Source organism: Klebsiella sp. CSG-1 (assembly GCF_056521145.1).
In genome coordinates this window covers 252,483-274,256 of sequence record NZ_JBWNLD010000007.1, presented here as the reverse complement: position 1 = coordinate 274,256, position 21,774 = coordinate 252,483, and the positions used below count along the sequence as shown (strand labels likewise).

Here is a 21,774-nt window from a genome sequence, read left to right as displayed (position 1 = left end):
CGGCGGCTAGTTTCTTTTCATCATCAGCCAGAGGCTTATCAGGAAGAAGCTGGCGCTTGGCAGCAGCGCGCCGATAATCGGCGGGATGCCGTAGACCAGCGTCAGTGGGCCAAAAATCTGGTCCAGCACGTAGAAGATAAAGCCAAAGCTGATCCCGGTGACCACCCTTACCCCCATCGCCACGCTGCGCAGCGGGCCGAAGATAAACGACAGCGCCATCAGCATCATCACCGCCACCGACAGCGGCTGGAAGATTTTGCTCCACATGTTGAGCTGGTAGCGTCCCGGGTCCTGTCCGCTGGATTTCAGATAGGTCACGTAGTTATGCAGGCCGCTGATCGACAACGCATCCGGGTCCAGCGCCACCACGCCCAGCTTGTCGGGCGTCAGCCTGGTTTTCCAGGTGCCGCTGACCATCTGCGAGCCGGTGATCTGTTTCGGATCGGTCAGGTCAGACTCATCGACCTGCGACAGGCGCCAGACTTTCGTCTCGTTATCAAATTTCGCCGAAGCGGCGTAGCGCACGGTCTGCAAACGGCGCTGGTCGTTAAACGCGTAAATACTCACGCCGCCCAGCTCATCGTTGCCTTTCACCCGTTCGATATAAACGAAGTTATGGCCGTCTTTCGCCCACAGCCCCTGCTGGGTCGACAGCAGCGAACCGCCGTACATCTGCTGGGCGCGATAATTACGCGCCATCTGCTCGCCCTGCGGCGCCACCCATTCACCGATCGCCATGGTCAGCAGCACCAGCGGAATCGCGGTTTTCATCACCGCCAGCGCCACCTGTAATCGGGTGAAGCCGGAGGCCTGCATCACCACCAGTTCGCTGCGCTGCGCCAGCATCCCCAGGCCAAGCAGGGCGCCAAGCAGCGCCGCCATCGGGAAGAAAATCTGCACATCTTTTGGCACGCTGAGGAGGGTATAGAGCCCGGCACCGAGCGCGTCGTAGCTGCCCTGGCCGGCTTTTTTCAACTGGTCGACAAACTTGATAATGCCCGAGAGCGAAACCAGCATGAACAGCGTCATCATGATGGTGTTGAAAATCGTCCTACCGATATAACGGTCGAGTACGCCAAACGCCTGCATCACACCGCTCCTTTGTTAAAACGGGCACGGAAGCGGCGCATCGGCACCGTATCCCACAGGTTCAGCAGCACGGCCAGCGCGAAGTAGAGCAGGTTAATCCCCCACATCCAGATCATCGGGTCGATTTTACCTTTACCGCCGTTTGACTTAATCGAGGTTTGCAGCAGGAAGAAGACCAGATACAGCAGCATCGCCGGCAGCATCGACAGCACGCGGCCCTGACGCGGGTTCACCACGCTCAGCGGAACCACCATCAACGCCATAATGAACACCGTCGCCACCAGCGTGAAGCGCCAGTGCAGCTCGGCGCGCGCGCGGTCAGTATCGGTGCGCCACAGCGTGCGCATGCCCATCTGTTCGGTGTCGTCAGGGTCCGAGGCCACCGCCTGATGGCCAATAATGGCCTGGTAATTTTTAAAATCGGTGATGCGGAAATCGCGTAGCATCGCCGTACCTTCAAAGCGGGTACCCTGATTCATGGTCACCACCTGCGAACCGTCTTTCTTCTGCGTCAGTTCGCCGGAATCGGCCACCACGACGGAAGGTCGCGCGTTACCTTTCGGCTTCAGCTGCGCCAGGAAGACATCATGGAAGCGCTTGCCGTTGACGTTTTCAATAAACAGCACGGCGCTGCCATCGCTGGCCTGCTGAAACTGCCCCTGGGCCAGCGCCGCCATCCCGGGGTTGGCTTTCGCTTCCGCCAGCACTTCGTCCTGATGGCGGGACGACCAGGGGCCGGCCCACATCACGTTGACCGCCGCCACCGCGCCGGTAAACAGCGCGAGGATCATCGCCGCTTTCACCAGTACGGCCTTACTCAGGCCGCAGGCATGCATCACCGTGATTTCACTTTCGGTATACAGTTTGCCCAGCGTCATCAGCAGCCCGAGGAATAAACTCAGGGGCAGAATGAGCTGCGCCATTTCCGGTACGCCCAGCCCTAACAGCGAGAGCACCAGATTTGTCGGGATATCGCCATCCACCGCGGCGCCAAGGATCCTGACCAGTTTCTGGCAAAAGAAAATCAGTAACAGGATGAACAGGATCGCCAACTGGCTTTTCAGCGTCTCACGAACCAGATATCTTATGATTATCACTATAAATACGCCCGTAAAAACCCGTCTTATTGCAGGAAAATTGCTTGTTTCATGGCTTAAACGTCATTTATTCTCTTTGGTCTTCGAAATCATCGCTAAGATTAAATGACTCACTGGTTCCGCGTATCAGGTTTTTTTCTGACGAACCAAAGCCGTAATAACGTTAAGATTAACACGAAGTCACCGCAACAGCGGACATGAGTTACGAAAGCTTGCAATTCTATCCGTAGCCACCGTCGTTGTCTTTAAGATTCAGGAGCGTAGTGCATGGAGTTCAGTGTAAAAAGCGGTAGCCCGGAGAAACAGCGGAGTGCCTGTATCGTAGTCGGCGTCTTTGAACCGCGTCGCCTCTCCCCGATTGCCGAACAACTCGATAAAATCAGTGACGGCTATATCAGCGCGCTGCTGCGTCGCGGTGAACTGGAAGGTAAGCCTGGCCAGACGCTGCTGCTGCACCATGTGCCCAACATTCTGTCAGAACGTATTCTGCTGATTGGCTGTGGCAAAGAGCGTGAGCTGGACGAGCGTCAGTACAAGCAGGTCATTCAGAAAACCATTAATACTTTGAATGATACCGGTTCAATGGAAGCCGTCTGCTTCCTGACCGAACTGCACGTGAAAGGCCGTAACAACTACTGGAAAGTTCGCCAGGCCGTTGAGACCGCCAAAGAGACGCTGTACAGCTTCGATCAGTTGAAAACCAACAAAAGCGAGCCGCGTCGCCCGCTGCGTAAAATGGTCTTCAACGTCCCGACCCGTCGCGAGCTGACCAGCGGCGAACGCGCCATCCAGCACGGACTGGCCATTGCCGCCGGTATCAAAGCGGCGAAAGATCTCGGCAATATGCCGCCCAACATCTGTAACGCCGCCTATCTGGCCTCTCAGGCCCGTCAGCTGGCCGATACCTACAGTAAGAATGTGATCACCCGCGTCATCGGCGAACAGCAGATGAAAGAGCTGGGTATGAACTCTTACCTGGCGGTTGGCAACGGTTCGCAGAATGAGTCGCTGATGTCGGTGATTGAATACAAAGGCAACCCGGCGGAAGACGCGCGCCCGATCGTTCTGGTCGGCAAAGGGCTGACCTTTGACTCCGGCGGCATCTCCATCAAGCCTGCCGAAGGCATGGACGAGATGAAGTACGACATGTGCGGCGCGGCGGCGGTCTACGGCGTGATGCGCATGGTTGCTGAACTGCAGCTGCCGCTGAACGTGATCGGCGTCCTCGCCGGCTGTGAAAACATGCCTGGCGGCCGCGCCTATCGTCCGGGCGACGTCCTGACCACCATGTCCGGTCAAACCGTTGAAGTGCTGAATACCGACGCCGAAGGCCGTCTGGTGCTGTGCGATGTACTGACCTATGTTGAGCGTTTCGAACCGGAAGCGGTGATTGACGTCGCCACGCTGACCGGCGCCTGCGTGATTGCCCTGGGCCATCACATCACCGGCCTGATGTCTAACCACAATCCGCTGGCTCACGAGCTGATCGGCGCATCCGAACTGGCGGGCGACCGCGCATGGCGCTTACCGCTGGGCGACGAATTCCAGGATCAGCTGGAGTCAAACTTCGCGGATATGGCCAACATCGGCGGGCGTCCTGGCGGCGCGATCACCGCCGGCTGCTTCCTGTCGCGCTTTGCCCGTAAGTACAACTGGGCACACCTGGATATCGCCGGCACCGCCTGGCGTTCCGGGAAAGCGAAAGGCGCCACCGGCCGTCCGGTCGCTCTGCTGTCGCAGTTCCTGCTCAATCGCGCCGGGTTTACCGGCGAAGAGTAATTGCCGTCTGATGCCCGGCGGCGCTACGCTTGCCGGGCCTACGCAAAGATGCCGTTTGTAGGCCGGGTCAGCGCAGCGCCGCCCGGCTTAAGCATTTAAAGTCACCACAAGAAGCCCCATATATGAAAAACGCAACGTTCTACCTTCTGGACAACGACACACAACAAGACGGTTTAAGCGCCGTTGAACAACTGGTGTGTGACATTGCCGCAGAACGTTGGCGTAGCGGCAAACGCGTGCTTATCGCCTGTGAAGACGAACAGCAGGCCATCCGTCTGGATGAAGCGCTGTGGGCCCGCCCTTCGGAAAGCTTTGTCCCGCATAATCTGGCGGGAGAAGGTCCCAGAGGCGGAGCGCCGGTGGAGATCGCCTGGCCGCAAAAGCGCAACAGCAGCCCGCGGGATATTCTGATCAGTCTGCGGCTAAACTTTGCAGATTTTGCCACCGCTTTCACAGAAGTGATAGACTTTGTCCCTTACGAAGATTCTCTGAAACAACTGGCGCGCGAACGCTACAAAGCGTACCGCATGGCTGGTTTCAACCTGAATACGGCAACCTGGAAATAATGGAAAAGACATACAACCCACAAGATATCGAACAGCCGCTCTACGAGCATTGGGAAAAGCAGGGCTATTTCAAACCGAATGGTGATGAAAGCCAGGAGAGCTTCTGCATCATGATCCCGCCGCCGAACGTCACCGGCAGTTTGCATATGGGTCATGCCTTCCAGCAAACCATCATGGATACCATGATTCGCTACCAGCGCATGCAGGGTAAAAATACTCTGTGGCAGGCCGGTACCGACCACGCGGGTATCGCGACCCAGATGGTGGTTGAGCGTAAGATTGCCGCAGAAGAAGGGAAAACTCGCCACGACTACGGTCGCGATGCCTTTATCGATAAAATCTGGCAGTGGAAAGCGGAATCCGGCGGTACCATTACCCGTCAGATGCGTCGCCTGGGCAACTCCGTGGACTGGGAGCGCGAGCGCTTCACCATGGATGAAGGCCTCTCCAACGCCGTAAAAGAAGTCTTTGTTCGTCTGTACAAAGAAGACCTGATTTACCGCGGCAAGCGCCTGGTTAACTGGGACCCGAAACTGCGTACCGCTATCTCCGATCTGGAAGTGGAAAACCGCGAGTCTAAAGGCTCCATGTGGCACATCCGCTACCCGCTGGCCGACGGCGCAAAAACCGCCGACGGGAAAAATTACCTGGTTGTCGCGACCACCCGTCCGGAAACCCTGCTGGGCGACACCGGCGTGGCCGTTAACCCGGAAGACCCGCGTTACAAAGACCTGATCGGCAAATTCGTGATTCTGCCGCTGGTTGACCGCCGCATTCCGATCGTCGGCGACGAACACGCCGACATGGAAAAAGGCACCGGCTGCGTGAAAATCACCCCGGCGCACGACTTTAACGACTATGAAGTCGGGAAACGTCACGCCCTGCCGATGATCAATATCCTGACCTTTGACGGCGACATCCGCGAAAGCGCGCAGGTGTACGACACCAAAGGCGAAGAGTCCGGGGTTTACTCCGCAGAGATCCCGGCTGAATTCCAGAATCTGGAGCGTTTCGCTGCGCGTAAAGCCGTTGTGGCGGCCATCGATGCGCTCGGCCTGCTCGAAGAGATCAAACCTCACGATCTGACCGTGCCGTACGGCGACCGTGGCGGCGTGGTGATCGAGCCGATGCTGACCGACCAGTGGTACGTGCGTGCCGACGTACTGGCGAAGCCTGCCGTAGAAGCGGTTGAAAACGGCGACATTCAGTTCGTGCCGAAGCAGTACGAAAACATGTACTTCTCCTGGATGCGCGATATTCAGGACTGGTGTATCTCCCGTCAGCTGTGGTGGGGTCACCGTATCCCGGCGTGGTATGACAACGAAGGCAACGTTTATGTTGGCCGTACCGAAGACGAAGTGCGTCAGGAGAATAACCTCTCCGCCGACGTTGCGCTGCGTCAGGACGAAGACGTTCTGGATACCTGGTTCTCCTCCGCGCTGTGGACCTTCTCCACCCTCGGCTGGCCGGAAAACACCGACGCGCTGCGTCAGTTCCACCCAACCAGCGTGATGGTCTCCGGTTTCGACATCATCTTCTTCTGGATTGCCCGCATGATCATGATGACCATGCACTTTATCAAAGATGAAAACGGCAAGCCGCAGGTACCGTTCCATACCGTCTACATGACCGGTCTGATTCGTGACGACGAAGGGCAGAAGATGTCCAAATCCAAGGGCAACGTCATTGACCCGCTGGATATGGTTGACGGCATCTCCCTGCCAGAGCTGCTGGAGAAACGCACCGGCAACATGATGCAGCCGCAGCTGGCGGAGAAAATTGCCAAACGCACCGAGAAACAGTTCCCGAACGGTATTGAGCCGCACGGCACCGACGCCCTGCGCTTCACCCTGGCGGCGCTGGCCTCTACCGGCCGCGACATCAACTGGGATATGAAGCGTCTGGAAGGTTACCGTAACTTCTGTAACAAGCTGTGGAACGCCAGCCGCTTCGTGCTGATGAATACCGAAGGTCAGGACTGCGGCTTCAACGGCGGCGAGAAAGTGCTGTCGCTGGCGGACCGTTGGATCCTTGCCGAATTCAACCAGACCGTGAAAGCGTACCGTGAAGCGCTGGATAACTTCCGCTTCGACATCGCCGCGGGCATCCTGTATGAGTTCACCTGGAACCAGTTCTGCGACTGGTATCTGGAGCTGACCAAACCGGTGATGACCGGCGGCTCTGAAGCTGAGCTGCGCGGTACGCGCCATACCCTGGTGACCGTGCTGGAAGGTCTGCTGCGTCTGGCGCACCCGATCATTCCGTTCATCACTGAAACCATCTGGCAGCGGGTGAAAACCATCGTCGGTATCGATGCGGACACCATCATGCTGCAGCCGTTCCCGGCTTACGATGCGGCGCAGGTTGATGAAGCGGCGCTGGCCGATACCGAATGGCTGAAGCAGGCGATCGTCGCGGTGCGTAATATCCGTGCGGAAATGAACATCGCCCCGGGCAAACCGCTCGAACTGCTGCTGCGCGGTTGCAGCGCTGACGCTCAGCGTCGCGTGACCGACAACCAGAGCTTCCTGCAGTCCATGGCGCGTCTGGAAAGCATTACCGTACTGCCAGCCGATGACAAAGGTCCGGTTTCCGTCACCAAAATCATCGACGGCGCCGAGCTGCTGATCCCGATGGCGGGTCTCATCAACAAAGAAGATGAGCTGGCGCGTCTGGCGAAAGAAGTGGCGAAGATCGACGGTGAAATCAGCCGCATCGAAAGCAAACTGGCCAACGAAGGCTTTGTCGCTCGCGCACCGGAAGCGGTGATCGCCAAAGAGCGTGAGAAGCTGGACGGTTATGCCGAAGCGAAAAGCAAACTGATCGAACAGCAGGCGGTCATCGCCGCGCTGTAACCCTCCCGCCCCTTGCCGGCTCAGGCAAGGGGCGTTTTTATCCGCGATACCCGCTTGCGCTTCCCCCGCTCGCGATGTTATTAACAACACCATCCGTCATTTTTTGCTATGAGTCATCGTATGAATACGAGCGCGACCATTACGGCGTCGCTGCGCCGCATCACCGCTGAAGATAATGCAGCTATCGCCAACGTTATCCGCCAGGTTTCTGCGGAATACGGCCTGACGGCCGATAAAGGCTATACGGTCGCCGACCCTAACCTCGATGAGCTTTTTGAGCTCTACAGCCAGCCGGGCTCCGCCTATTGGGTGGTTGAACAGGAGGGTCAGGTGGTCGGCGGCGGCGGCATTGCCCCGCTGGCGCATAGCGAACCGGATATCTGCGAACTACAGAAAATGTATTTTATGACCTCTGCCCGTGGCCAGGGGCTGGCGAAAAAGCTGGCGCTGCTGGCGTTAGATTATGCCCGCGAGCAGGGTTTCAAACGCTGCTATCTGGAAACCACCGCCTTCCTGAAAGAAGCCGTCGGGCTGTATGAGCGCCTGGGCTTCGAACATATCGACGGGCCGCTTGGCTGCACCGGTCATGTCGATTGCGAAGTGCGGATGCTGAAAACGCTGTAACGGCTCGTCGCCGTCAGCCGCGGTTCCCCGGTCACGCGATAGTTACCGGGGCGACGGCTCTCCCCCCTCAGGTTACCCGGCGGTTTGGTAGCCCGGACAGGCGCGGAACGCTCCGCCTTCGGGGAAAGGCTCTTTACGCCGCGACCATCGGCACGCCGCTGTGGAAACGGAATTCGGCCTCCGGGGCGTTAATCAGCGCCGCCTCCGCCTCGCCAAGCTGGTGAATACGTTCGCTGATATCCTCTTCGGCAATCTGCTGCGCCAAATCCAGATAGTCCTGATAGTGCCGCGCTTCGGAGCGCAGCAGCGACAGATAGAACTTTTGCAGATCGTCATTCAGCCACGGCGCCAGCGCGGCAAAGCGCTCGCAGGATCGCGCTTCAATGTAGGCGCCGCAAATCAGCTTATCGATCAGCATCACCGGTTCGTGGGAGCGCACCTCTCTGCGCAACCCGCGGGCATAATTACTGGCGGTGATTTTGACGTACGGGATGTCGTGGGCCTGCATCATTTCCCGCACCTGCCAGAAATGGTGCAGCTCTTCTTTAATCAGCAGTACCATGCTGTCCACCAGCTGACGGCTCCAGGGATCGTCGGTTTGCGGCATGGCGCTTTTATTAATTCGTTTATGCAGCGCGATGAAATCCGGCTCGGGCCCCCAGCGGTAGGTAAAGTCCTCATACGGCTTCAGGCAGGCCAGCAGCTCGTCGGCCCCTTGTTTATCAGCAACATATTTACGCACCAGCAGCAGCGCGTTTTGCGCCGCTTTTAGCTCGCAGACCATATGATCAGTCAGCAGCAGCGGGAGATTTTCCGGCTTACGGGCTTCATCGATCCACGCCTGTGGCGTTGGGCAGTGCAGGAAGTGACGTACGGGGGCGAGTATTTGCGGGTAGTCCATTGAGGTTCCTTGCTATACGGTAACGGCTGCCGGCCGTTATCGCATCCAAACAGACACAATTATTGTTCAGGGTATAACGAGACGAAAACCCCGACAACATAGAGAACGATGTCGCCGGGGTTCCTGTGCGCAGCCAGCAAAGACGCGGCCTGAAGGATGACGTGCAGATTTACTTAGTGGCGAACGCCGTCATCGTCTTCATCGACGAGATCGTCGTCATCTTCTTCATCGCCCTCTTCACCGTTCGGGTCTTCATAGTAAGTGCCCCAACCGTCATATTCGACGCCGAATTTTTCCGCCAGCGTCATCAGTTGCTCAACCTGGGCATCAATCAGCTCCACCTTCAGGGCGCTTTCGCTCAGGATGTCACAGCAGATAACCACTTCGCCTTCTTCCACTTCCAGCTCTTCCGGCTCGGTCACTTCGTAACCCAGCTTGAAGGCCTCGACAGCCACTTTCTCCAGCGTTTCAAAGTCGTCGGCAGAGAGATGGTGTTCAATGGTGTACAGCGCGTCCGGATCGCTGCCGTCTTCGAGCAGCTCTTCGATAATCAGACGCGTTTCTTCACGCTGTTCTTCCAGTAGTTCCGGGTTTGCCATGGCTCGTTCCTCATAATGTGCGGCAGATACTTCTATTGTCACATACCGCCGTGATTGCCTCCACCTTTGTGCGAAAGATTTGTGTCACGGGGTTGCAAATGAATATTCATACATATAAATTGAATTTTAATTCAATAAGGGGCTTAAGCCATGTGAGGGAATCATGTCCGCGTTTTACCAGAAGCATTTTTTAAAGTTACTCGATTTTACCCCTGCGGAAATCACCGCCCTGCTGAAGCTGGCGGCCAGACTAAAAACCGATAAAAAAAACGGTATTGAAATCCAGCATCTGGCTGGAAAAAACATCGCGCTCATCTTCGAAAAAGACTCTACCCGGACACGATGCTCTTTCGAAGTTGCCGCATTTGATCAGGGTGCCCGCGTCACTTATCTCGGGCCAAGCGGCAGCCAGATCGGCCATAAAGAATCCATTAAAGATACCGCCCGTGTGCTGGGCCGGATGTATGACGGTATTCAGTACCGCGGCCATGGTCAGGAAGTGGTCGAAACCCTTGCCGAATATGCCGGTGTTCCGGTATGGAACGGCCTGACCAACGAGTTTCATCCTACCCAGCTGCTGGCGGATCTCTTGACCATGCAGGAGCATCTGCCGGGGAAAGCCTTTAACGAAATGACCCTGGTGTATGCAGGCGACGCCCGCAACAACATGGGCAACTCCATGCTCGAAGCCGCGGCCTTGACCGGCCTGGATCTGCGCCTGGTGGCTCCGAAGGCCTGCTGGCCCGAAGAGAATCTGGTGGCGGAATGCCGGGCGCTGGCGCAGAAACGCGGCGGCAACATCACGCTGACCGAAGATATCGCGGCGGGCGTGAAAGGGGCCGACTTTATCTACACCGACGTGTGGGTCTCGATGGGCGAAGCCAAAGAGAAATGGGCGGAGCGCATTGCGTTACTGCGCGCTTATCAGGTGAATAGCGACATGATGGCGCTGACCGGTAATCCGCAGGTGAAATTTCTGCACTGTCTGCCCGCGTTCCATGACGATCAAACGACCCTTGGTCAACAGATGGCGGCGGAATACGGCCTGCATGGCGGCATGGAAGTGACTGACGAGGTCTTTGAGTCGCCGGCAAGCATCGTCTTCGATCAGGCGGAAAACCGGATGCACACCATCAAAGCGGTGATGGTGGCGACGCTGAGTAAATAGTCGTTCTCTCGCGGGATGTTCCCGGATTGCGCGACGCTTATCCGGGCAACCAGACTTATCCGGGCTACCTCCCCGTAGCCCCGGTAAGCGTCGCGCCACCCGGGGATTTTTTACGCCATCAGGATCTTCACTACCGCCTTACGCACTTTGGCCGGTTCGCCTACGGCACACAGCGGCTTATGCACTTCTCCCGGGTAAAAGACCACAAAATCGCCCTCGTTCAGAATGACGGTTTGCTCCTGTTCGCCGGCCGACAGAAACGCAATATCTCTCTCCGCCAGCCAGTCGATGTCCGGGGTGCCAGCGGCAGGGCGGGTGCTGAAGGTCATGGCCTCCTGGCCGCGCAGCACAATCTGGATATCCAGATAGCGCGCATGGTATTCCGCGCGGCGGGCGGCAAGAGGTTCGGTCGTATCTTCCGAAATCATATAAAACACGTTGCTACCGTCAATATCGTATTTGCCGGGCGGCGTCTCTTCGCTCACGTGGGCTTTAACGTGCTCAATCGCCTGACGCAACGCGTCCGGCAGCCAGGCCTGCAGATGGTGAATGTGACCAACGATCATAGAACCTCTCAAAGATAAAACAGCTTTTCATTTTTGTTTTTATACGCCCCTTCACACTGCCATACCACCTCTTTTTTACGGTTTTTTGCGCTGGCGCAGCCTTATCGAAGCAATCGTTTTCTTGTTTGTGTACTAATCGCTTGATCCGAAATTTGAGCTGCGTATAATGCCGGTCGATTTGCCGGGAGGAAGCATGGTCTACTGCGTACGACATTCTGTCTTACCGCGTCTGAACACAGGCGCTGGCGTAGCGTTTTTCTTTCCGTTGCTCAATGAATTCTCGAAGCCCCTTATTTAAGGGGCTTTTTTTTTGCCCAGGCGTCAGGAGATAAACATGGCTAACCCGCTATATCAAAAACATATCATTTCCATAAACGATCTCAGCCGAGAAGACCTCGAACTGGTCCTGGCGACCGCTGCAAAACTGAAAGCGAACCCACAGCCGGAACTGCTGAAGCATAAGGTTATCGCCAGCTGTTTCTTTGAAGCCTCCACCCGTACCCGTCTGTCGTTTGAAACCTCGATGCACCGCCTCGGCGCCAGCGTGGTGGGCTTCTCCGACAGCAGCAACACCTCGCTGGGCAAAAAAGGCGAAACCCTGGCCGACACCATTTCGGTCATCAGCACCTACGTCGACGCCATCGTGATGCGTCACCCGCAGGAAGGGGCTTCGCGTCTGGCGACCGAGTTTTCCGGCGGTATTCCGGTCCTCAACGCCGGCGATGGCGCTAACCAGCACCCGACGCAGACCCTGCTGGATCTCTTCACCATCCAGGAAACTCAGGGCCGTCTGGAAAACCTCAACGTCGCGATGGTCGGTGACCTCAAATATGGCCGCACCGTCCATTCGCTGACCCAGGCGCTGGCGAAATTTAACGGCAACCGCTTCTACTTTATCGCCCCGGATGCGCTGGCGATGCCGCAGTACATCCTCGATATGCTGGATGAGAAAGGGATTGCCTGGAGCGTGCACAGCGCCATTGATGAAGTGATGGGGGAGCTGGATATTCTGTACATGACCCGCGTCCAGAAAGAGCGTCTTGACCCGTCGGAATACGCCAACGTCAAAGCGCAGTTTGTCCTGCGCGCCGCCGACCTCGAAGGCGCCCGTCACAATATGAAAGTGCTGCACCCGCTGCCGCGCATTGATGAAATCACCACCGATGTCGATAAAACGCCGCACGCCTGGTACTTCCAGCAGGCCGGCAACGGCATCTTCGCACGCCAGGCGTTACTGGCACTGGTACTGAATAGCGAGCTGGCTCTGTAAGGGGAAACGACCATGACACACGATAATAAACTGCAGGTAGAAGCCATTAAACGTGGCACCGTTATCGACCACATCCCTGCGCAGGTGGGCTTTAAACTGCTGACGTTGTTCAAACTGACCGAAACGGATCAGCGTATCACCATCGGCCTGAACCTGCCGTCAGGTGAAATGGGCCGCAAGGACCTGGTAAAAATTGAGAATACCTTCCTCACCGACGAGCAGGTGAACCAGCTGGCGCTGTATGCCCCGCATGCCACGGTCAACCGCATCGATGATTATGAAGTGGTCGGTAAGTCACGCCCGAATCTGCCGGATCGGATTAACAGCGTGCTGGTCTGCCCGAACAGCAACTGTATCAGCCACGCTGAGCCGGTTTCCTCCAGCTTTGCAGTGAAAAAGCGGGAAAACGATATCGCGTTGAAGTGCAAATATTGTGAAAAAGAGTTTTCGCATTATGTGGTTCTGGCCAACTAATTGAGGTTGGTATTGGCAACCCGGCTCCCTATAATGGCCGGGTTCCCTACGCGCTATCCTTCAAGCTGCTTCTTTGTCGGCCGTGCGGGCGGTTCGCCCCGTGCCGCGTCGATGCAACTCGAAGGATTTTGCGTCACTACTTAATAATGCTGTTATTCAGGAGAACTCATGTCTAAAACTATCGCGACGGAAAATGCACCAGCAGCAATCGGCCCGTATGTTCAGGGTGTTGATCTGGGCAGCATGATCATCACTTCCGGCCAGATCCCCGTCGATCCGAAAACCGGTAGCGTGCCGGAAGATGTCGCCGCGCAGGCGCGTCAGTCTCTGGACAACGTCAAAGCTATCGTTGAAGCCGCAGGCCTGAAAGTCGGCGACATTGTTAAAACCACCGTATTCGTTAAAGATCTCAACGACTTCGCCACCGTGAATGCCGCTTATGAAGCGTTTTTCAGCGAGCATAATGCGACCTTCCCGGCACGTTCCTGTGTGGAAGTGGCTCGCCTGCCGAAAGATGTGAAAATCGAGATCGAAGCGATCGCGATTCGTCGCTAAGCCTCGCATCCCCTCACCCATGCGCCTTTATCGCTGCGCCGGGTGAGGGAGTTTCACTACTCGACCTTCGTCGCCCGCAGCAGTTTCTCCAGCGGATAGACCGCCGCAATCACCAGCTCATCCTGGGTTTTCGCCGCCTCGTCGAGCTGCGCCTGAACCGACGCATACTCTTTATCATCCAGCGTTCCCTGACGCGCCACCAGATCGGTCAACCGTATCCCCAGCGTCGCCAGCTTATCCACCTGCGCCACCACCGGCTTTATCGCCGCCAGCTGATAGCTGTTTTCCGTCAGCGCCTGCGCATCGGCGATATTATTTTGCCAGAGGGTAAAAATATGGCGCAGCGCATCCGCGCTTTCGCTGTCTTCAGCATCGCTGATCAAGCGCGCCGCCCAACGATCGAGGCTGCGCACGGTGGCGCTTTCCGCCGGTAGCGCATCGGCCAGACGGTTCAGCGGCTCAAACAGATGATAATGATTAGCCTGATATTTCAGATGCTGGCGGGTGTAGTAGTGTGCCGGCTCCAGCGCCTGAGCGAGAATTTGCAGCGGCAGGGTGCTGCTGCCGTTGGCTAAGCGCGTGAACTGCACCAGCTGCTGGGTATGTTGCTGCAGGCCAACCGACACCGTAGACCAGCTGTCCATCGCCTGGAGCCGCTGATACATGTTATCGCTGTCGTTGACATCCTGCGCCGACCACAGCCGCTCCGCCACCGCAAAGGCCCGCGGCCAGAGTTTAATATCCAGCACCGGCGCCGCCACGTTTTCCGCCCACAGCGCCGCCTCACCGCCGAGCAGGTTTTTCTGCTGGTCCGTATCCGGGACCACCGGCGGCGTGCCCTGGGGCACCGCTTCCAGCTTTTGCCCGCTGACCGGATAGCGGGTGTTGCCCAGCAGGAAATAGCCGCCCAGCTTATCGTCGTTCACGCGCAGCACCGGTCGGGTTTCCCCCATCCAGGTGTCGACCCGAAAGGTCAGCCGATCGTCGTCGCCCCATTCAATATCCTGCACCGCACGACGAGATTTGCCTTTGAAATCAATAAAACCGCGCCAGCCGCCCTCGCCTTTAACCAGTGTAAAGCTCCCCTCAACCGCGCTGCCCTTCAGCCGCGGCATCGAGAAGCTCCAGCTCTGCGCGCTGTCGTTATCACTTATCGTATCCACGCCGTTCAGCCCCTGAGGCACAATTTCATTGCGATAGTGATAGGCGGTGTACTGCGGCTGGTCGAGATAGAAACCGGTGGAGAGGATCCCGCGATAGCCCTGTTTTGCCACCTCGCCCAGCGCATCCTGCCCCTGCCAGGACTGAATCAGAATGCTTTTCGGCAGGTCCGGGTGATAAATTTCGTCCCAGCCCACCATCTGCCGATGGTATTTTTCGAGGATCGCCTCCAGCCTGCGGTTGAAGTACGCCTGCAGCGCGTGGCTATCGGCCAGCCCCTTCTCGCGCATAAATGCCTGGATAGTCGGATTCGCTTTCCACTGACTGTCGTCAACCTCATCGCCGCCGATATGCAGATACGGGTCCGGGAAAATAGCCGCCAGCTCGCCGATTATCGCCTCGGCAAAGGCGTAGGTGGTCTCTTTGCTGGGATCGAGCACGGGTTTCAGTACGCCCCAATGACGCTCCATGTCGTAGGGCCCCGGAGCGCTCATCAGCTCCGGGTAGGCCACCGCAATCGCAGACGCGTGGCCGGGCATATCGATTTCCGGCACCACGCGAATGCCACGGTCCGCCGCGTAGCGCACCACCTCTTTCATCTGCGCCTGAGTATAAAACAGCCCGTCGCTGGCCTTCTGTTGCAGTTTCGGATACCGCGTGGAAGCGAAGCGCCAGCCCTGATCGTCGGTCAGATGCCAGTGGAAAACGTTCAGTTTAGCCGCCGCCATGCCGTCAATCTGGCGTTTAATAGCCTCCAGCGGTATGAAGTGGCGAGCGGAATCCAGCAGCAGCCCGCGCCACGGGAAGCGCGGCGCATCATCAATCGTGACGTAAGGAATCGCCGTATTTTCAGCGCCGTTGTGCATCAGCTGGAGCAGCGTTTCCATCCCGCGCAGCGCGCCAAACCGGGTATTCGCCTTGAGGGTAACGCCCTCGGCGGTCACCTTCAGCTGGTAGCTTTCATCACTGTCAGGGCGAGGAATCGCCGGCACTTTTTTGGCCACCACCACGTGAATTGTCGGCGTGTTAACCGGCGCCATTTGCGGTTGTAGCGTCCAGCCGGTCTGGCGGGCAATGCGCTCGCGCCAGCGGCCTACGGCGTCGCCGGGCACGTCGCCGGTCACGTTCAGCGTCAGCTGATGATTCAACACCAACGCGCCCGGCGATTGCGGGCGTTCGACGTGAGCCGGCCACGGCATCAGCGGCAGATCGCCGGCCGGAGCGGCATGTGCCATCGCGCCAAATAATAATCCGCTGGTCAGCAGGCCATAACGCACAGAGTTAAGCATGAGTTTTCCTTGTGATGACGGGCCAAAAAAAGCAAAACATTGGGTTAACATGCGCGCAAAAGAGCGTCAAGCAAAGGGGATGACGGGGTTCACAACTTTCTGAGATTTAAGAGAAATGCCAAAAAGACCGTCCTCCCTTGAGGGAGAACGGTCGGCACAAAGAGGGGTTATTGCCAGCCGTAGCGACGGCTGTAGAAGCCTTTTACCATCTGCGTCAGCGTCATGTAGCCTGCCAGAATAGCAATCAGCCACGGGAAGTAGCTCAGCGGCAGGGCCTGCAGCTGCAGATAGCCCGCCAGCGGCGAGAACGGCAGCGCGATACCAACCAGCATCACCACCAGCGTCATGGCAAACAGCGGCCACGCGGCGCGGCTCTGAACAAACGGAATGCGTCGCGTACGGATCATATGCACAATCAGCGTTTGCGACAGCAGCCCTTCAATAAACCAGCCCGACTGGAACAGCGTCTGGGCTTCCGGCACATTGGCCTGGAACACCCACCACATCAGGCAGAAGGTCAGGATATCGAAAATCGAGCTTATCGGGCCAAAGAAGACCATAAAGCGCCCCAGTTCCGAGGGGTTCCAGCGCTGCGGTTTTTGAATCTGCTCGTCGTCGACGTTATCAAACGGGATCGCCACCTGGGATACATCGTACAGCAGGTTCTGGATCAGCAAGTGCAGCGGCAGCATCGGCAGGAACGGCAGAAAGGCGCTCGCCACCAGCACGCTGAAGACGTTACCAAAGTTCGAACTGGCGGTCATTTTGATGTACTTCAGCATGTTGGCGAAAGTGCGGCGTCCTTCGATCACCCCCTCTTCCAGCACCATCAGGCTTTTTTCCAGCAGAATAATATCCGCCGCTTCACGCGCAATATCCACCGCGCCATCCACGGAGATACCGATATCCGCCGCGCGCAGCGCCGGCGCATCGTTGATGCCGTCGCCCATAAAGCCGACCACATGGCCTTCGCGTTTAAGCAGCGTGACGATACGCTCTTTATGTAACGGCGCAAGACGGGCAAACAGGGTCGTGCGTTTGGCCAGCGCCGCCAGCTCGTCATCGCTCATACCTTCAATCTGGCTACCGGTGACGACCTCGCCGGCGTCCAGACCCACTTCATGGCACACTTTCGCCGCCACCAGCTCGCTATCGCCGGTGAGAATTTTGACGGTAATCCCGCTGGCCTTCAGCGCTTTCAGCGCCGGGGCGGTGGTCTCTTTCGGCGGGTCGAGGAAGGCGATGTAGCCTTCAAGGATCAGATCGGACTCGTCAATGCGCTGATAGTCGCCTTCGCGGGCGGGCAGATATTTGGTCGCCACCGCCACCACGCGCAGCCCCTGGCGATTCAGGGTATCGGTGACGCGTTTGATACGGCGCAGCATGGTATCGTCCAGCGGCACGATTTCACCGTTATGCCGTACCTGAGTCGAGACGTTCAGGATCTCCTGTAGCGCGCCTTTGCAGATCAGCTGATGCACGCCATCCTGTTCACTCACCACCACCGACATACGGCGACGTTCGAAGTCGAACGGAATTTCATCGACTTTCTGCCAGCGTTCAGAAAGCTGGCGCGCCGCATCCAGATCCACGCCTTCCAGCACCGCCTTATCGAGCAGGTTTTTCAACCCGGTCTGATAGTGGCTGTTCAGCCATGCGCAATGCAGAACCCGCTCGCTGACCTTACCGGAAATATCAGTATGGTTTTCCAGCACGATTTTATCCTGAGTCAGGGTGCCGGTTTTATCCGTGCACAGGATGTCCATCGCGCCAAAGTTCTGAATCGCGTCGAGGTGCTTCACAATGACTTTCTGTTTCGACAGCTTCACCGCCCCGCGCGCCAGGGTCGAGGTGACAATCATCGGCAACATCTCCGGCGTCAGGCCTACCGCCACCGAAAGGGCAAACAGCGCCGCTTCCCACCAGTCGCCTTTGGTGTAGCCGTTAATCAGCAGCACCACCGGCGCCATCACCAGCATAAAGCGGATCAACAGCATGCTGACGCGGCTGATACCTTTCTGGAAAGCATTGGGTTCGCTCTCCTGCTCGCTAACCCGCCCGGCCAACTGACCAAACCAGGTGTTGCCGCCGGTGGCGAAGACCATCGCCTGCGCCGACCCGCTCACCACGTTGGTGCCCATAAAGCACAGGGTATCGCACTCAAGCGGGTTGTTCTGCTGCGGGTCGCGGCTGCGGGCCACTTTTTCCACCGGCAGCGATTCACCGGTCAGCGATGCCTGGGCCACGAACAGATCCCGCGCCTGAAGAATACGCAGGTCCGCCGGGATCATATCCCCGGCCGACAGCTTCACGATATCGCCCGGCACCAGGCGGTCAATCGGCAGTTCGCACCAGCGGCTTTCGCCCTGTTCATTGACCACCCGCAGCACCGTCGCGGTGTTGCTGACCATCGCCTTCAGCGCATCCGCCGCTTTGGTCGAGCGGGCTTCCTGAATGAAATTGAGCAGCGTGGAGATCCCCACCATCAGCGCAATCACGCCGGCAGCAAACAGGTCTTCCGTCGCATACGAGACAATACCCAGCACGGTCAGCAGCAGGTTGAACGGGTTGCGATAGCAGGTCCAGAGGTGCACCCACCACGGCGCCGGTTTTTGCGCCGGAATTTGGTTATCGCCGTGGCGGGCAATTTTCTGCGCAACCTCGGCATCGTTAAGCCCTTCCGGGTGGCTTTCGAAGGCGCGCCAGATTTCATTTTCGTCCATCGCCGCCACGTTCAGGCAGTGCTTACCCAGCGAATCCGGAATCGGCGCGGTGGCCAGATTGCGGGCATCAGGTAACGGATCGCGCTGAACCAGTCGGCGCGGCAAATGGCGGCTGAGCTGTGCAAACAGCTGCCGGGTGATATTTTTCAGCATAAACAGTCCCTCCACGCTCTTACAAAAGAACGCGGCAAAACAGACAGGCACGATACAACCTTACCTGTCCGGTATTATTTTTTTATGGCAGGGACATCAAGGACGTCACTGCTTTACGCTTCCGGTAAAGCAGTGCTAAGCAGGCTTACCGGAAAAGGATATAACTCCATCGAGGATGAGGAGTGGGATCGGGGTCCATATAATCTCCGGTAAGTGAGTAAAAGCGGCGCGAGAGTACCGCGAACAACAGGCAATTTATAGCCACTGTCTTAATGATAACCCCGCGTAACTAAACAAGACGTAAACCAGACTTTGCTCATTGCGGTTTGGTTGAGTAGCATTAGGCTCACTTTTATCGGACCACGACGAGACCTCTGCATGCAAAACCGGCTGACCATCAAAGATATCGCGCGCTTAAGCGGCGTCGGGAAATCGACGGTATCCCGCGTGCTTAATAATGAAAGCGGCGTCAATGAGCGCACCCGTGAACGGGTCGAGGCGGTGATGCAGCAGCACGGCTTCTCGCCCTCCCGCTCAGCGCGGGCGATGCGTGGTCAAAGCGATAAAGTGGTCGCGATTATCGTCACCCGTCTTGACTCGCTGTCGGAAAACCTTGCCGTACAGACGATGCTGCCCGCCTTTTACGAGCAGGGTTACGATCCGATTATGATGGAAAGTCAGTTCTCTCCCGCGCTGGTCGGCGAGCACCTTGGGATCCTCGCCCGCCGCAATATCGACGGCGTGGTGCTGTTCGGCTTTACCGGCATTACCGAAGAGATGTTGACGCCGTGGCGGGAATCGATGGTGCTGCTGGCCCGCGACGCGCCGGGATTCGCCTCCGTCTGCTACGACGACAACGGCGCGGTGAACATGCTGATGCAGCGTCTGTACGATGGCGGCCATCGGCATATCAGCTTCCTCGGGGTACCGCATAGCGACGTCACCACCGGGCAACGCCGCCATCAGGCCTACCTCAATTTTTGCGAGCAGCACCAGTTGACCCCGTCTGCCGCCCTGCCGGGACTGGCCATGAAACAGGGCTATGAAAATGTCGCCAGCGTGCTGACCCCCGATACCAGCGCGCTGCTGTGCGCGACCGATACCCTCGCCCTCGGCGCCAGCAAGTATTTGCAAGAGCAACGTATTGGACATCTGCAGGTCGCCAGCGTCGGCAGTACGCCGCTGATGAAGTTCCTCCATCCGGAAATCCTGACCGTGAATCCCGGTTACGCCGAGGCCGGTCGCCAGGCGGCCCAACAGCTGATCGCCCAGATCGGCGGCCAGGCAGAACCACGTCAAATCGTCATTCCCGCCGCGCTGATTTAAGCTCGTTTGTTGGATTTATGTGATCGTTGCTGCGTTTCGGGAACGTTCCCATTTTGAAAGTTGAACGGAGCGGTTAGGATTCGTCTCAGGTCATTACGCAATCTCTTCCCTCTGTTTTGAGGCCTCATAATGAGCAAAGTAAATCAGCAGGACATCGATAAATTAATCGAACTGGTCGGCGGGCGCGATAACATTGCGACCGTCAGTCACTGTATTACCCGTCTACGCTTTGTGCTGAACAATCCGGCCATCGCCAAACCAAAAGAAATTGAGCAGCTTCGCATGGTGAAAGGCTGCTTTACCAACGCCGGGCAGTTCCAGGTGGTGATCGGCACAGAAGTCGGCGATTACTACAAAGCCCTGCTGGCGACCACCGGCAAAGCGTCTGCCGATAAGGAACAGGCCAAGCAGGCGGCGCGGCAAAATATGAAGTGGCACGAGCAGCTGATCTCGCATTTTGCCGAGATCTTCTTCCCGCTGCTGCCGGCGCTGATCAGCGGCGGTCTGATCCTCGGTTTCCGTAACGTGATCGGCGATCTGCCGATGAGCAACGGGCAAACGCTGGCGCAAATGCACCCGTCGCTGAAAACCATTTATGACTTCCTGTGGCTGATTGGCGAAGCCATCTTCTTCTACCTGCCGGTGGGTATCTGCTGGTCAGCGGTGAAGAAAATGGGCGGCACGCCGATCCTCGGCATCGTGCTCGGCGTCACGCTGGTCTCTCCACAGCTGATGAACGCTTATATGCTGGGCCAGCAGGTGCCGGAAGTATGGAACTTCGGCCTGTTTACGATTGCGAAGGTCGGCTACCAGGCGCAGGTCATCCCGGCGCTGCTGGCGGGTCTGGCGCTCGGCTTTATCGAAACACGCCTGAAACGCATCGTGCCTGACTACCTCTATCTGGTGGTGGTGCCGGTCTGCTCCCTGATTCTGGCGGTGTTCCTCGCCCACGCCTTTATCGGTCCGTTTGGCCGCATGATCGGCGATGGCGTCGCCTTTGCCGTGCGCCACCTGATGACCGGTAGCTTCGCGCCGATTGGCGCCGCGCTGTTCGGCTTCCTCTACGCTCCATTGGTCATTACCGGGGTCCATCAGACCACGCTGGCTATCGATATGCAGATGATTCAAAGCATGGGCGGTACGCCGGTATGGCCGCTGATTGCGCTGTCCAACATCGCTCAGGCTTCGGCAGTGGTCGGGATTATTATCGCCAGCCGCAAACAGAACGAACGTGAGATCTCGGTGCCGGCCGCTATCTCGGCCTACCTCGGGGTAACCGAACCGGCGATGTACGGGATCAACCTGAAATACCGCTTCCCGATGCTCTGCGCGATGATCGGCTCGGGTCTTGCCGGCTTGCTGTGCGGCCTGAATGGCGTCATGGCGAACGGGATCGGCGTCGGTGGGCTGCCGGGCATCCTCTCCATTCAACCGACTTACTGGCAGGTGTACGGTTTAGCAATGGTCATCGCGGTAGTGGTGCCGATTGTGCTCACCACCGTCGTTTATCAGCGTAAGTTCCGTCAGGGCACATTACAGATTGTCTGATTTTTTCTTCCGGGGCGCGCTGGCGCCCCTT

Annotated in this window: 21 protein-coding genes; 13 read left to right on the top strand and 8 right to left on the bottom strand. The window is 57.5% G+C overall.

Annotated elements, in window-relative coordinates; genetic code table 11:
• Nucleotides 1-6: 6 nt before the first annotated feature.
• Together lptG and lptF are read right to left on the bottom strand one after the other, a co-directional pair.
• On the bottom strand, nt 7-1,089 hold the full coding sequence (lptG, locus tag AC007G_RS18615; RefSeq protein ID WP_032689765.1) for an LPS export ABC transporter permease LptG: 1,083 nt from the start codon (nt 1,087-1,089) through the stop codon (nt 7-9).
• The gene (gene lptF, locus AC007G_RS18610) at nt 1,089-2,186 is read right to left on the bottom strand and encodes an LPS export ABC transporter permease LptF (RefSeq protein WP_032697183.1); all 1,098 of its coding nucleotides are present in this window, start codon (nt 2,184-2,186) and stop codon (nt 1,089-1,091) included. Before lptF ends, lptG begins: the two co-directional genes overlap by 1 nt.
• Before the next feature lie 267 nt (nt 2,187-2,453).
• On the opposite strand from lptF, the gene pepA reads away from it, so the two are divergent.
• From pepA to AC007G_RS18590, 4 genes are all read left to right on the top strand, one after another.
• Entirely contained in the window at nt 2,454-3,965 is a 1,512-nt protein-coding gene (gene pepA, locus AC007G_RS18605) for a leucyl aminopeptidase (RefSeq protein WP_004857309.1), read from the top strand.
• 122 nt (nt 3,966-4,087) lie between these two features.
• Nucleotides 4,088-4,531, top strand: coding sequence for a DNA polymerase III subunit chi (gene holC, locus AC007G_RS18600; protein ID WP_142630520.1), 444 nt, complete (start codon nt 4,088-4,090; stop codon nt 4,529-4,531).
• Complete coding sequence (locus tag AC007G_RS18595) at nt 4,531-7,386, top strand: valine--tRNA ligase (protein ID WP_142630522.1); 2,856 nt, start codon at nt 4,531-4,533, stop codon at nt 7,384-7,386. Before holC ends, AC007G_RS18595 begins: the two co-directional genes overlap by 1 nt.
• Nucleotides 7,387-7,506: 120 nt before the next feature.
• Nucleotides 7,507-8,010: a GNAT family N-acetyltransferase gene (locus AC007G_RS18590; protein ID WP_032689769.1), complete on the top strand. Its 504-nt coding sequence runs from the start codon at nt 7,507-7,509 to the stop codon at nt 8,008-8,010.
• Nucleotides 8,011-8,143: 133 nt separating this feature from the next.
• On the opposite strand, the gene miaE is transcribed toward AC007G_RS18590, so the two are convergent.
• The gene (miaE, locus tag AC007G_RS18585; protein ID WP_032689770.1) at nt 8,144-8,911 is read right to left on the bottom strand and encodes a tRNA isopentenyl-2-thiomethyl-A-37 hydroxylase MiaE; all 768 of its coding nucleotides are present in this window, start codon (nt 8,909-8,911) and stop codon (nt 8,144-8,146) included.
• A gap of 173 nt (nt 8,912-9,084) precedes the next feature.
• On the bottom strand, nt 9,085-9,510 hold the full coding sequence (gene rraB / locus AC007G_RS18580; protein WP_004857292.1) for a ribonuclease E inhibitor RraB: 426 nt from the start codon (nt 9,508-9,510) through the stop codon (nt 9,085-9,087).
• 98 nt (nt 9,511-9,608) lie between these two features.
• On the opposite strand from rraB, the gene argL reads away from it, so the two are divergent.
• Both argL and argF read left to right on the top strand, forming a co-directional pair.
• Nucleotides 9,609-9,704 (top strand): putative translational regulatory protein ArgL, encoded by a 96-nt coding sequence (gene argL / locus AC007G_RS18575; RefSeq protein WP_371033352.1) that lies wholly within the window; start codon nt 9,609-9,611, stop codon nt 9,702-9,704.
• The gene (gene argF, locus AC007G_RS18570; protein WP_479466640.1) at nt 9,674-10,678 is read left to right on the top strand and encodes an ornithine carbamoyltransferase; all 1,005 of its coding nucleotides are present in this window, start codon (nt 9,674-9,676) and stop codon (nt 10,676-10,678) included. The genes argL and argF overlap by 31 nt, the downstream gene beginning before the upstream one ends.
• A 110-nt stretch (nt 10,679-10,788) precedes the next feature.
• Here the strand turns inward: argF and AC007G_RS18565 are convergent, their stop codons facing one another.
• Nucleotides 10,789-11,244 carry a YhcH/YjgK/YiaL family protein gene (locus AC007G_RS18565; protein WP_032689772.1) on the bottom strand — a complete coding sequence of 152 codons (456 nt, stop codon included), beginning with the start codon at nt 11,242-11,244 and terminating at the stop codon, nt 10,789-10,791.
• 193 nt (nt 11,245-11,437) lie between these two features.
• Here AC007G_RS18565 and AC007G_RS18560 point away from each other — a divergent pair, with 193 nt between their 5' ends.
• The 5 genes from AC007G_RS18560 to ridA all read left to right on the top strand — a co-directional run bounded on the left by AC007G_RS18560 (nt 11,438) and on the right by ridA (nt 13,543).
• Nucleotides 11,438-11,542 carry a pyrBI operon leader peptide gene (locus tag AC007G_RS18560; protein ID WP_015585298.1) on the top strand — a complete coding sequence of 35 codons (105 nt, stop codon included), beginning with the start codon at nt 11,438-11,440 and terminating at the stop codon, nt 11,540-11,542.
• Nucleotides 11,517-11,576, top strand: coding sequence for a pyrBI operon leader peptide (locus AC007G_RS18555; RefSeq protein WP_112150686.1), 60 nt, complete (start codon nt 11,517-11,519; stop codon nt 11,574-11,576). Before AC007G_RS18560 ends, AC007G_RS18555 begins: the two co-directional genes overlap by 26 nt.
• 2 nt (nt 11,577-11,578) lie before the next feature.
• Nucleotides 11,579-12,514 carry an aspartate carbamoyltransferase gene (gene pyrB / locus AC007G_RS18550; RefSeq protein WP_032689773.1) on the top strand — a complete coding sequence of 312 codons (936 nt, stop codon included), beginning with the start codon at nt 11,579-11,581 and terminating at the stop codon, nt 12,512-12,514.
• 12 nt (nt 12,515-12,526) lie between these two features.
• Nucleotides 12,527-12,988 (top strand): aspartate carbamoyltransferase regulatory subunit, encoded by a 462-nt coding sequence (pyrI, locus tag AC007G_RS18545; protein ID WP_004857283.1) that lies wholly within the window; start codon nt 12,527-12,529, stop codon nt 12,986-12,988.
• Between the two features lie 168 nt (nt 12,989-13,156).
• The gene (gene ridA / locus AC007G_RS18540) at nt 13,157-13,543 is read left to right on the top strand and encodes a 2-iminobutanoate/2-iminopropanoate deaminase (RefSeq protein ID WP_032689775.1); all 387 of its coding nucleotides are present in this window, start codon (nt 13,157-13,159) and stop codon (nt 13,541-13,543) included.
• A 56-nt stretch (nt 13,544-13,599) separates the two neighbouring features.
• Here ridA and AC007G_RS18535 read toward each other — a convergent pair whose 3' ends face one another.
• From AC007G_RS18535 to mgtL, 3 genes are all read right to left on the bottom strand, one after another.
• Nucleotides 13,600-15,993, bottom strand: a complete 2,394-nt coding sequence (locus AC007G_RS18535; protein WP_142630524.1) for a beta-N-acetylhexosaminidase — start codon at nt 15,991-15,993, stop codon at nt 13,600-13,602.
• Nucleotides 15,994-16,160: 167 nt separating this feature from the next.
• Nucleotides 16,161-18,869, bottom strand: a complete 2,709-nt coding sequence (mgtA, locus tag AC007G_RS18530; protein WP_131056561.1) for a magnesium-translocating P-type ATPase — start codon at nt 18,867-18,869, stop codon at nt 16,161-16,163.
• A 145-nt stretch (nt 18,870-19,014) separates the two neighbouring features.
• Nucleotides 19,015-19,068 carry a mgtA regulatory leader peptide MgtL gene (mgtL, locus tag AC007G_RS18525; protein ID WP_155417144.1) on the bottom strand — a complete coding sequence of 18 codons (54 nt, stop codon included), beginning with the start codon at nt 19,066-19,068 and terminating at the stop codon, nt 19,015-19,017.
• Between the two features lie 179 nt (nt 19,069-19,247).
• Between mgtL and treR the strand changes: the two genes are divergently transcribed.
• Together treR and treB are read left to right on the top strand one after the other, a co-directional pair.
• A complete protein-coding gene (gene treR, locus AC007G_RS18520) occupies nt 19,248-20,195 on the top strand; it encodes a trehalose operon repressor TreR (protein ID WP_032697178.1) in 948 nt (315 codons plus the stop codon).
• 129 nt (nt 20,196-20,324) lie between these two features.
• Complete coding sequence (gene treB, locus AC007G_RS18515) at nt 20,325-21,743, top strand: PTS trehalose transporter subunit IIBC (protein WP_032689779.1); 1,419 nt, start codon at nt 20,325-20,327, stop codon at nt 21,741-21,743.
• The last annotated feature ends 31 nt before the right edge of the window (nt 21,744-21,774 follow it).

What these genes read in the sequence shown, in the direction of transcription:
- lptG (WP_032689765.1), bottom strand. Translation starts at nt 1,089, where the DNA reads ATGCAGGCGTTTGGCGTACTCGACCGTTATATCGGTAGGACGATTTTC.
- pepA (WP_004857309.1), top strand. Translation starts at nt 2,454, where the DNA reads ATGGAGTTCAGTGTAAAAAGCGGTAGCCCGGAGAAACAGCGGAGTGCC.
- holC (WP_142630520.1), top strand. Translation starts at nt 4,088, where the DNA reads ATGAAAAACGCAACGTTCTACCTTCTGGACAACGACACACAACAAGAC.
- AC007G_RS18595 (WP_142630522.1), top strand. Translation starts at nt 4,531, where the DNA reads ATGGAAAAGACATACAACCCACAAGATATCGAACAGCCGCTCTACGAG.
- AC007G_RS18590 (WP_032689769.1), top strand. Translation starts at nt 7,507, where the DNA reads ATGAATACGAGCGCGACCATTACGGCGTCGCTGCGCCGCATCACCGCT.
- miaE (WP_032689770.1), bottom strand. Translation starts at nt 8,911, where the DNA reads ATGGACTACCCGCAAATACTCGCCCCCGTACGTCACTTCCTGCACTGC.
- rraB (WP_004857292.1), bottom strand. Translation starts at nt 9,510, where the DNA reads ATGGCAAACCCGGAACTACTGGAAGAACAGCGTGAAGAAACGCGTCTG.
- argL (WP_371033352.1), top strand. Translation starts at nt 9,609, where the DNA reads ATGAATATTCATACATATAAATTGAATTTTAATTCAATAAGGGGCTTA.
- argF (WP_479466640.1), top strand. Translation starts at nt 9,674, where the DNA reads ATGTCCGCGTTTTACCAGAAGCATTTTTTAAAGTTACTCGATTTTACC.
- AC007G_RS18565 (WP_032689772.1), bottom strand. Translation starts at nt 11,244, where the DNA reads ATGATCGTTGGTCACATTCACCATCTGCAGGCCTGGCTGCCGGACGCG.
- AC007G_RS18560 (WP_015585298.1), top strand. Translation starts at nt 11,438, where the DNA reads ATGGTCTACTGCGTACGACATTCTGTCTTACCGCGTCTGAACACAGGC.
- pyrB (WP_032689773.1), top strand. Translation starts at nt 11,579, where the DNA reads ATGGCTAACCCGCTATATCAAAAACATATCATTTCCATAAACGATCTC.
- pyrI (WP_004857283.1), top strand. Translation starts at nt 12,527, where the DNA reads ATGACACACGATAATAAACTGCAGGTAGAAGCCATTAAACGTGGCACC.
- ridA (WP_032689775.1), top strand. Translation starts at nt 13,157, where the DNA reads ATGTCTAAAACTATCGCGACGGAAAATGCACCAGCAGCAATCGGCCCG.
- AC007G_RS18535 (WP_142630524.1), bottom strand. Translation starts at nt 15,993, where the DNA reads ATGCTTAACTCTGTGCGTTATGGCCTGCTGACCAGCGGATTATTATTT.
- mgtA (WP_131056561.1), bottom strand. Translation starts at nt 18,869, where the DNA reads ATGCTGAAAAATATCACCCGGCAGCTGTTTGCACAGCTCAGCCGCCAT.
- treR (WP_032697178.1), top strand. Translation starts at nt 19,248, where the DNA reads ATGCAAAACCGGCTGACCATCAAAGATATCGCGCGCTTAAGCGGCGTC.
- treB (WP_032689779.1), top strand. Translation starts at nt 20,325, where the DNA reads ATGAGCAAAGTAAATCAGCAGGACATCGATAAATTAATCGAACTGGTC.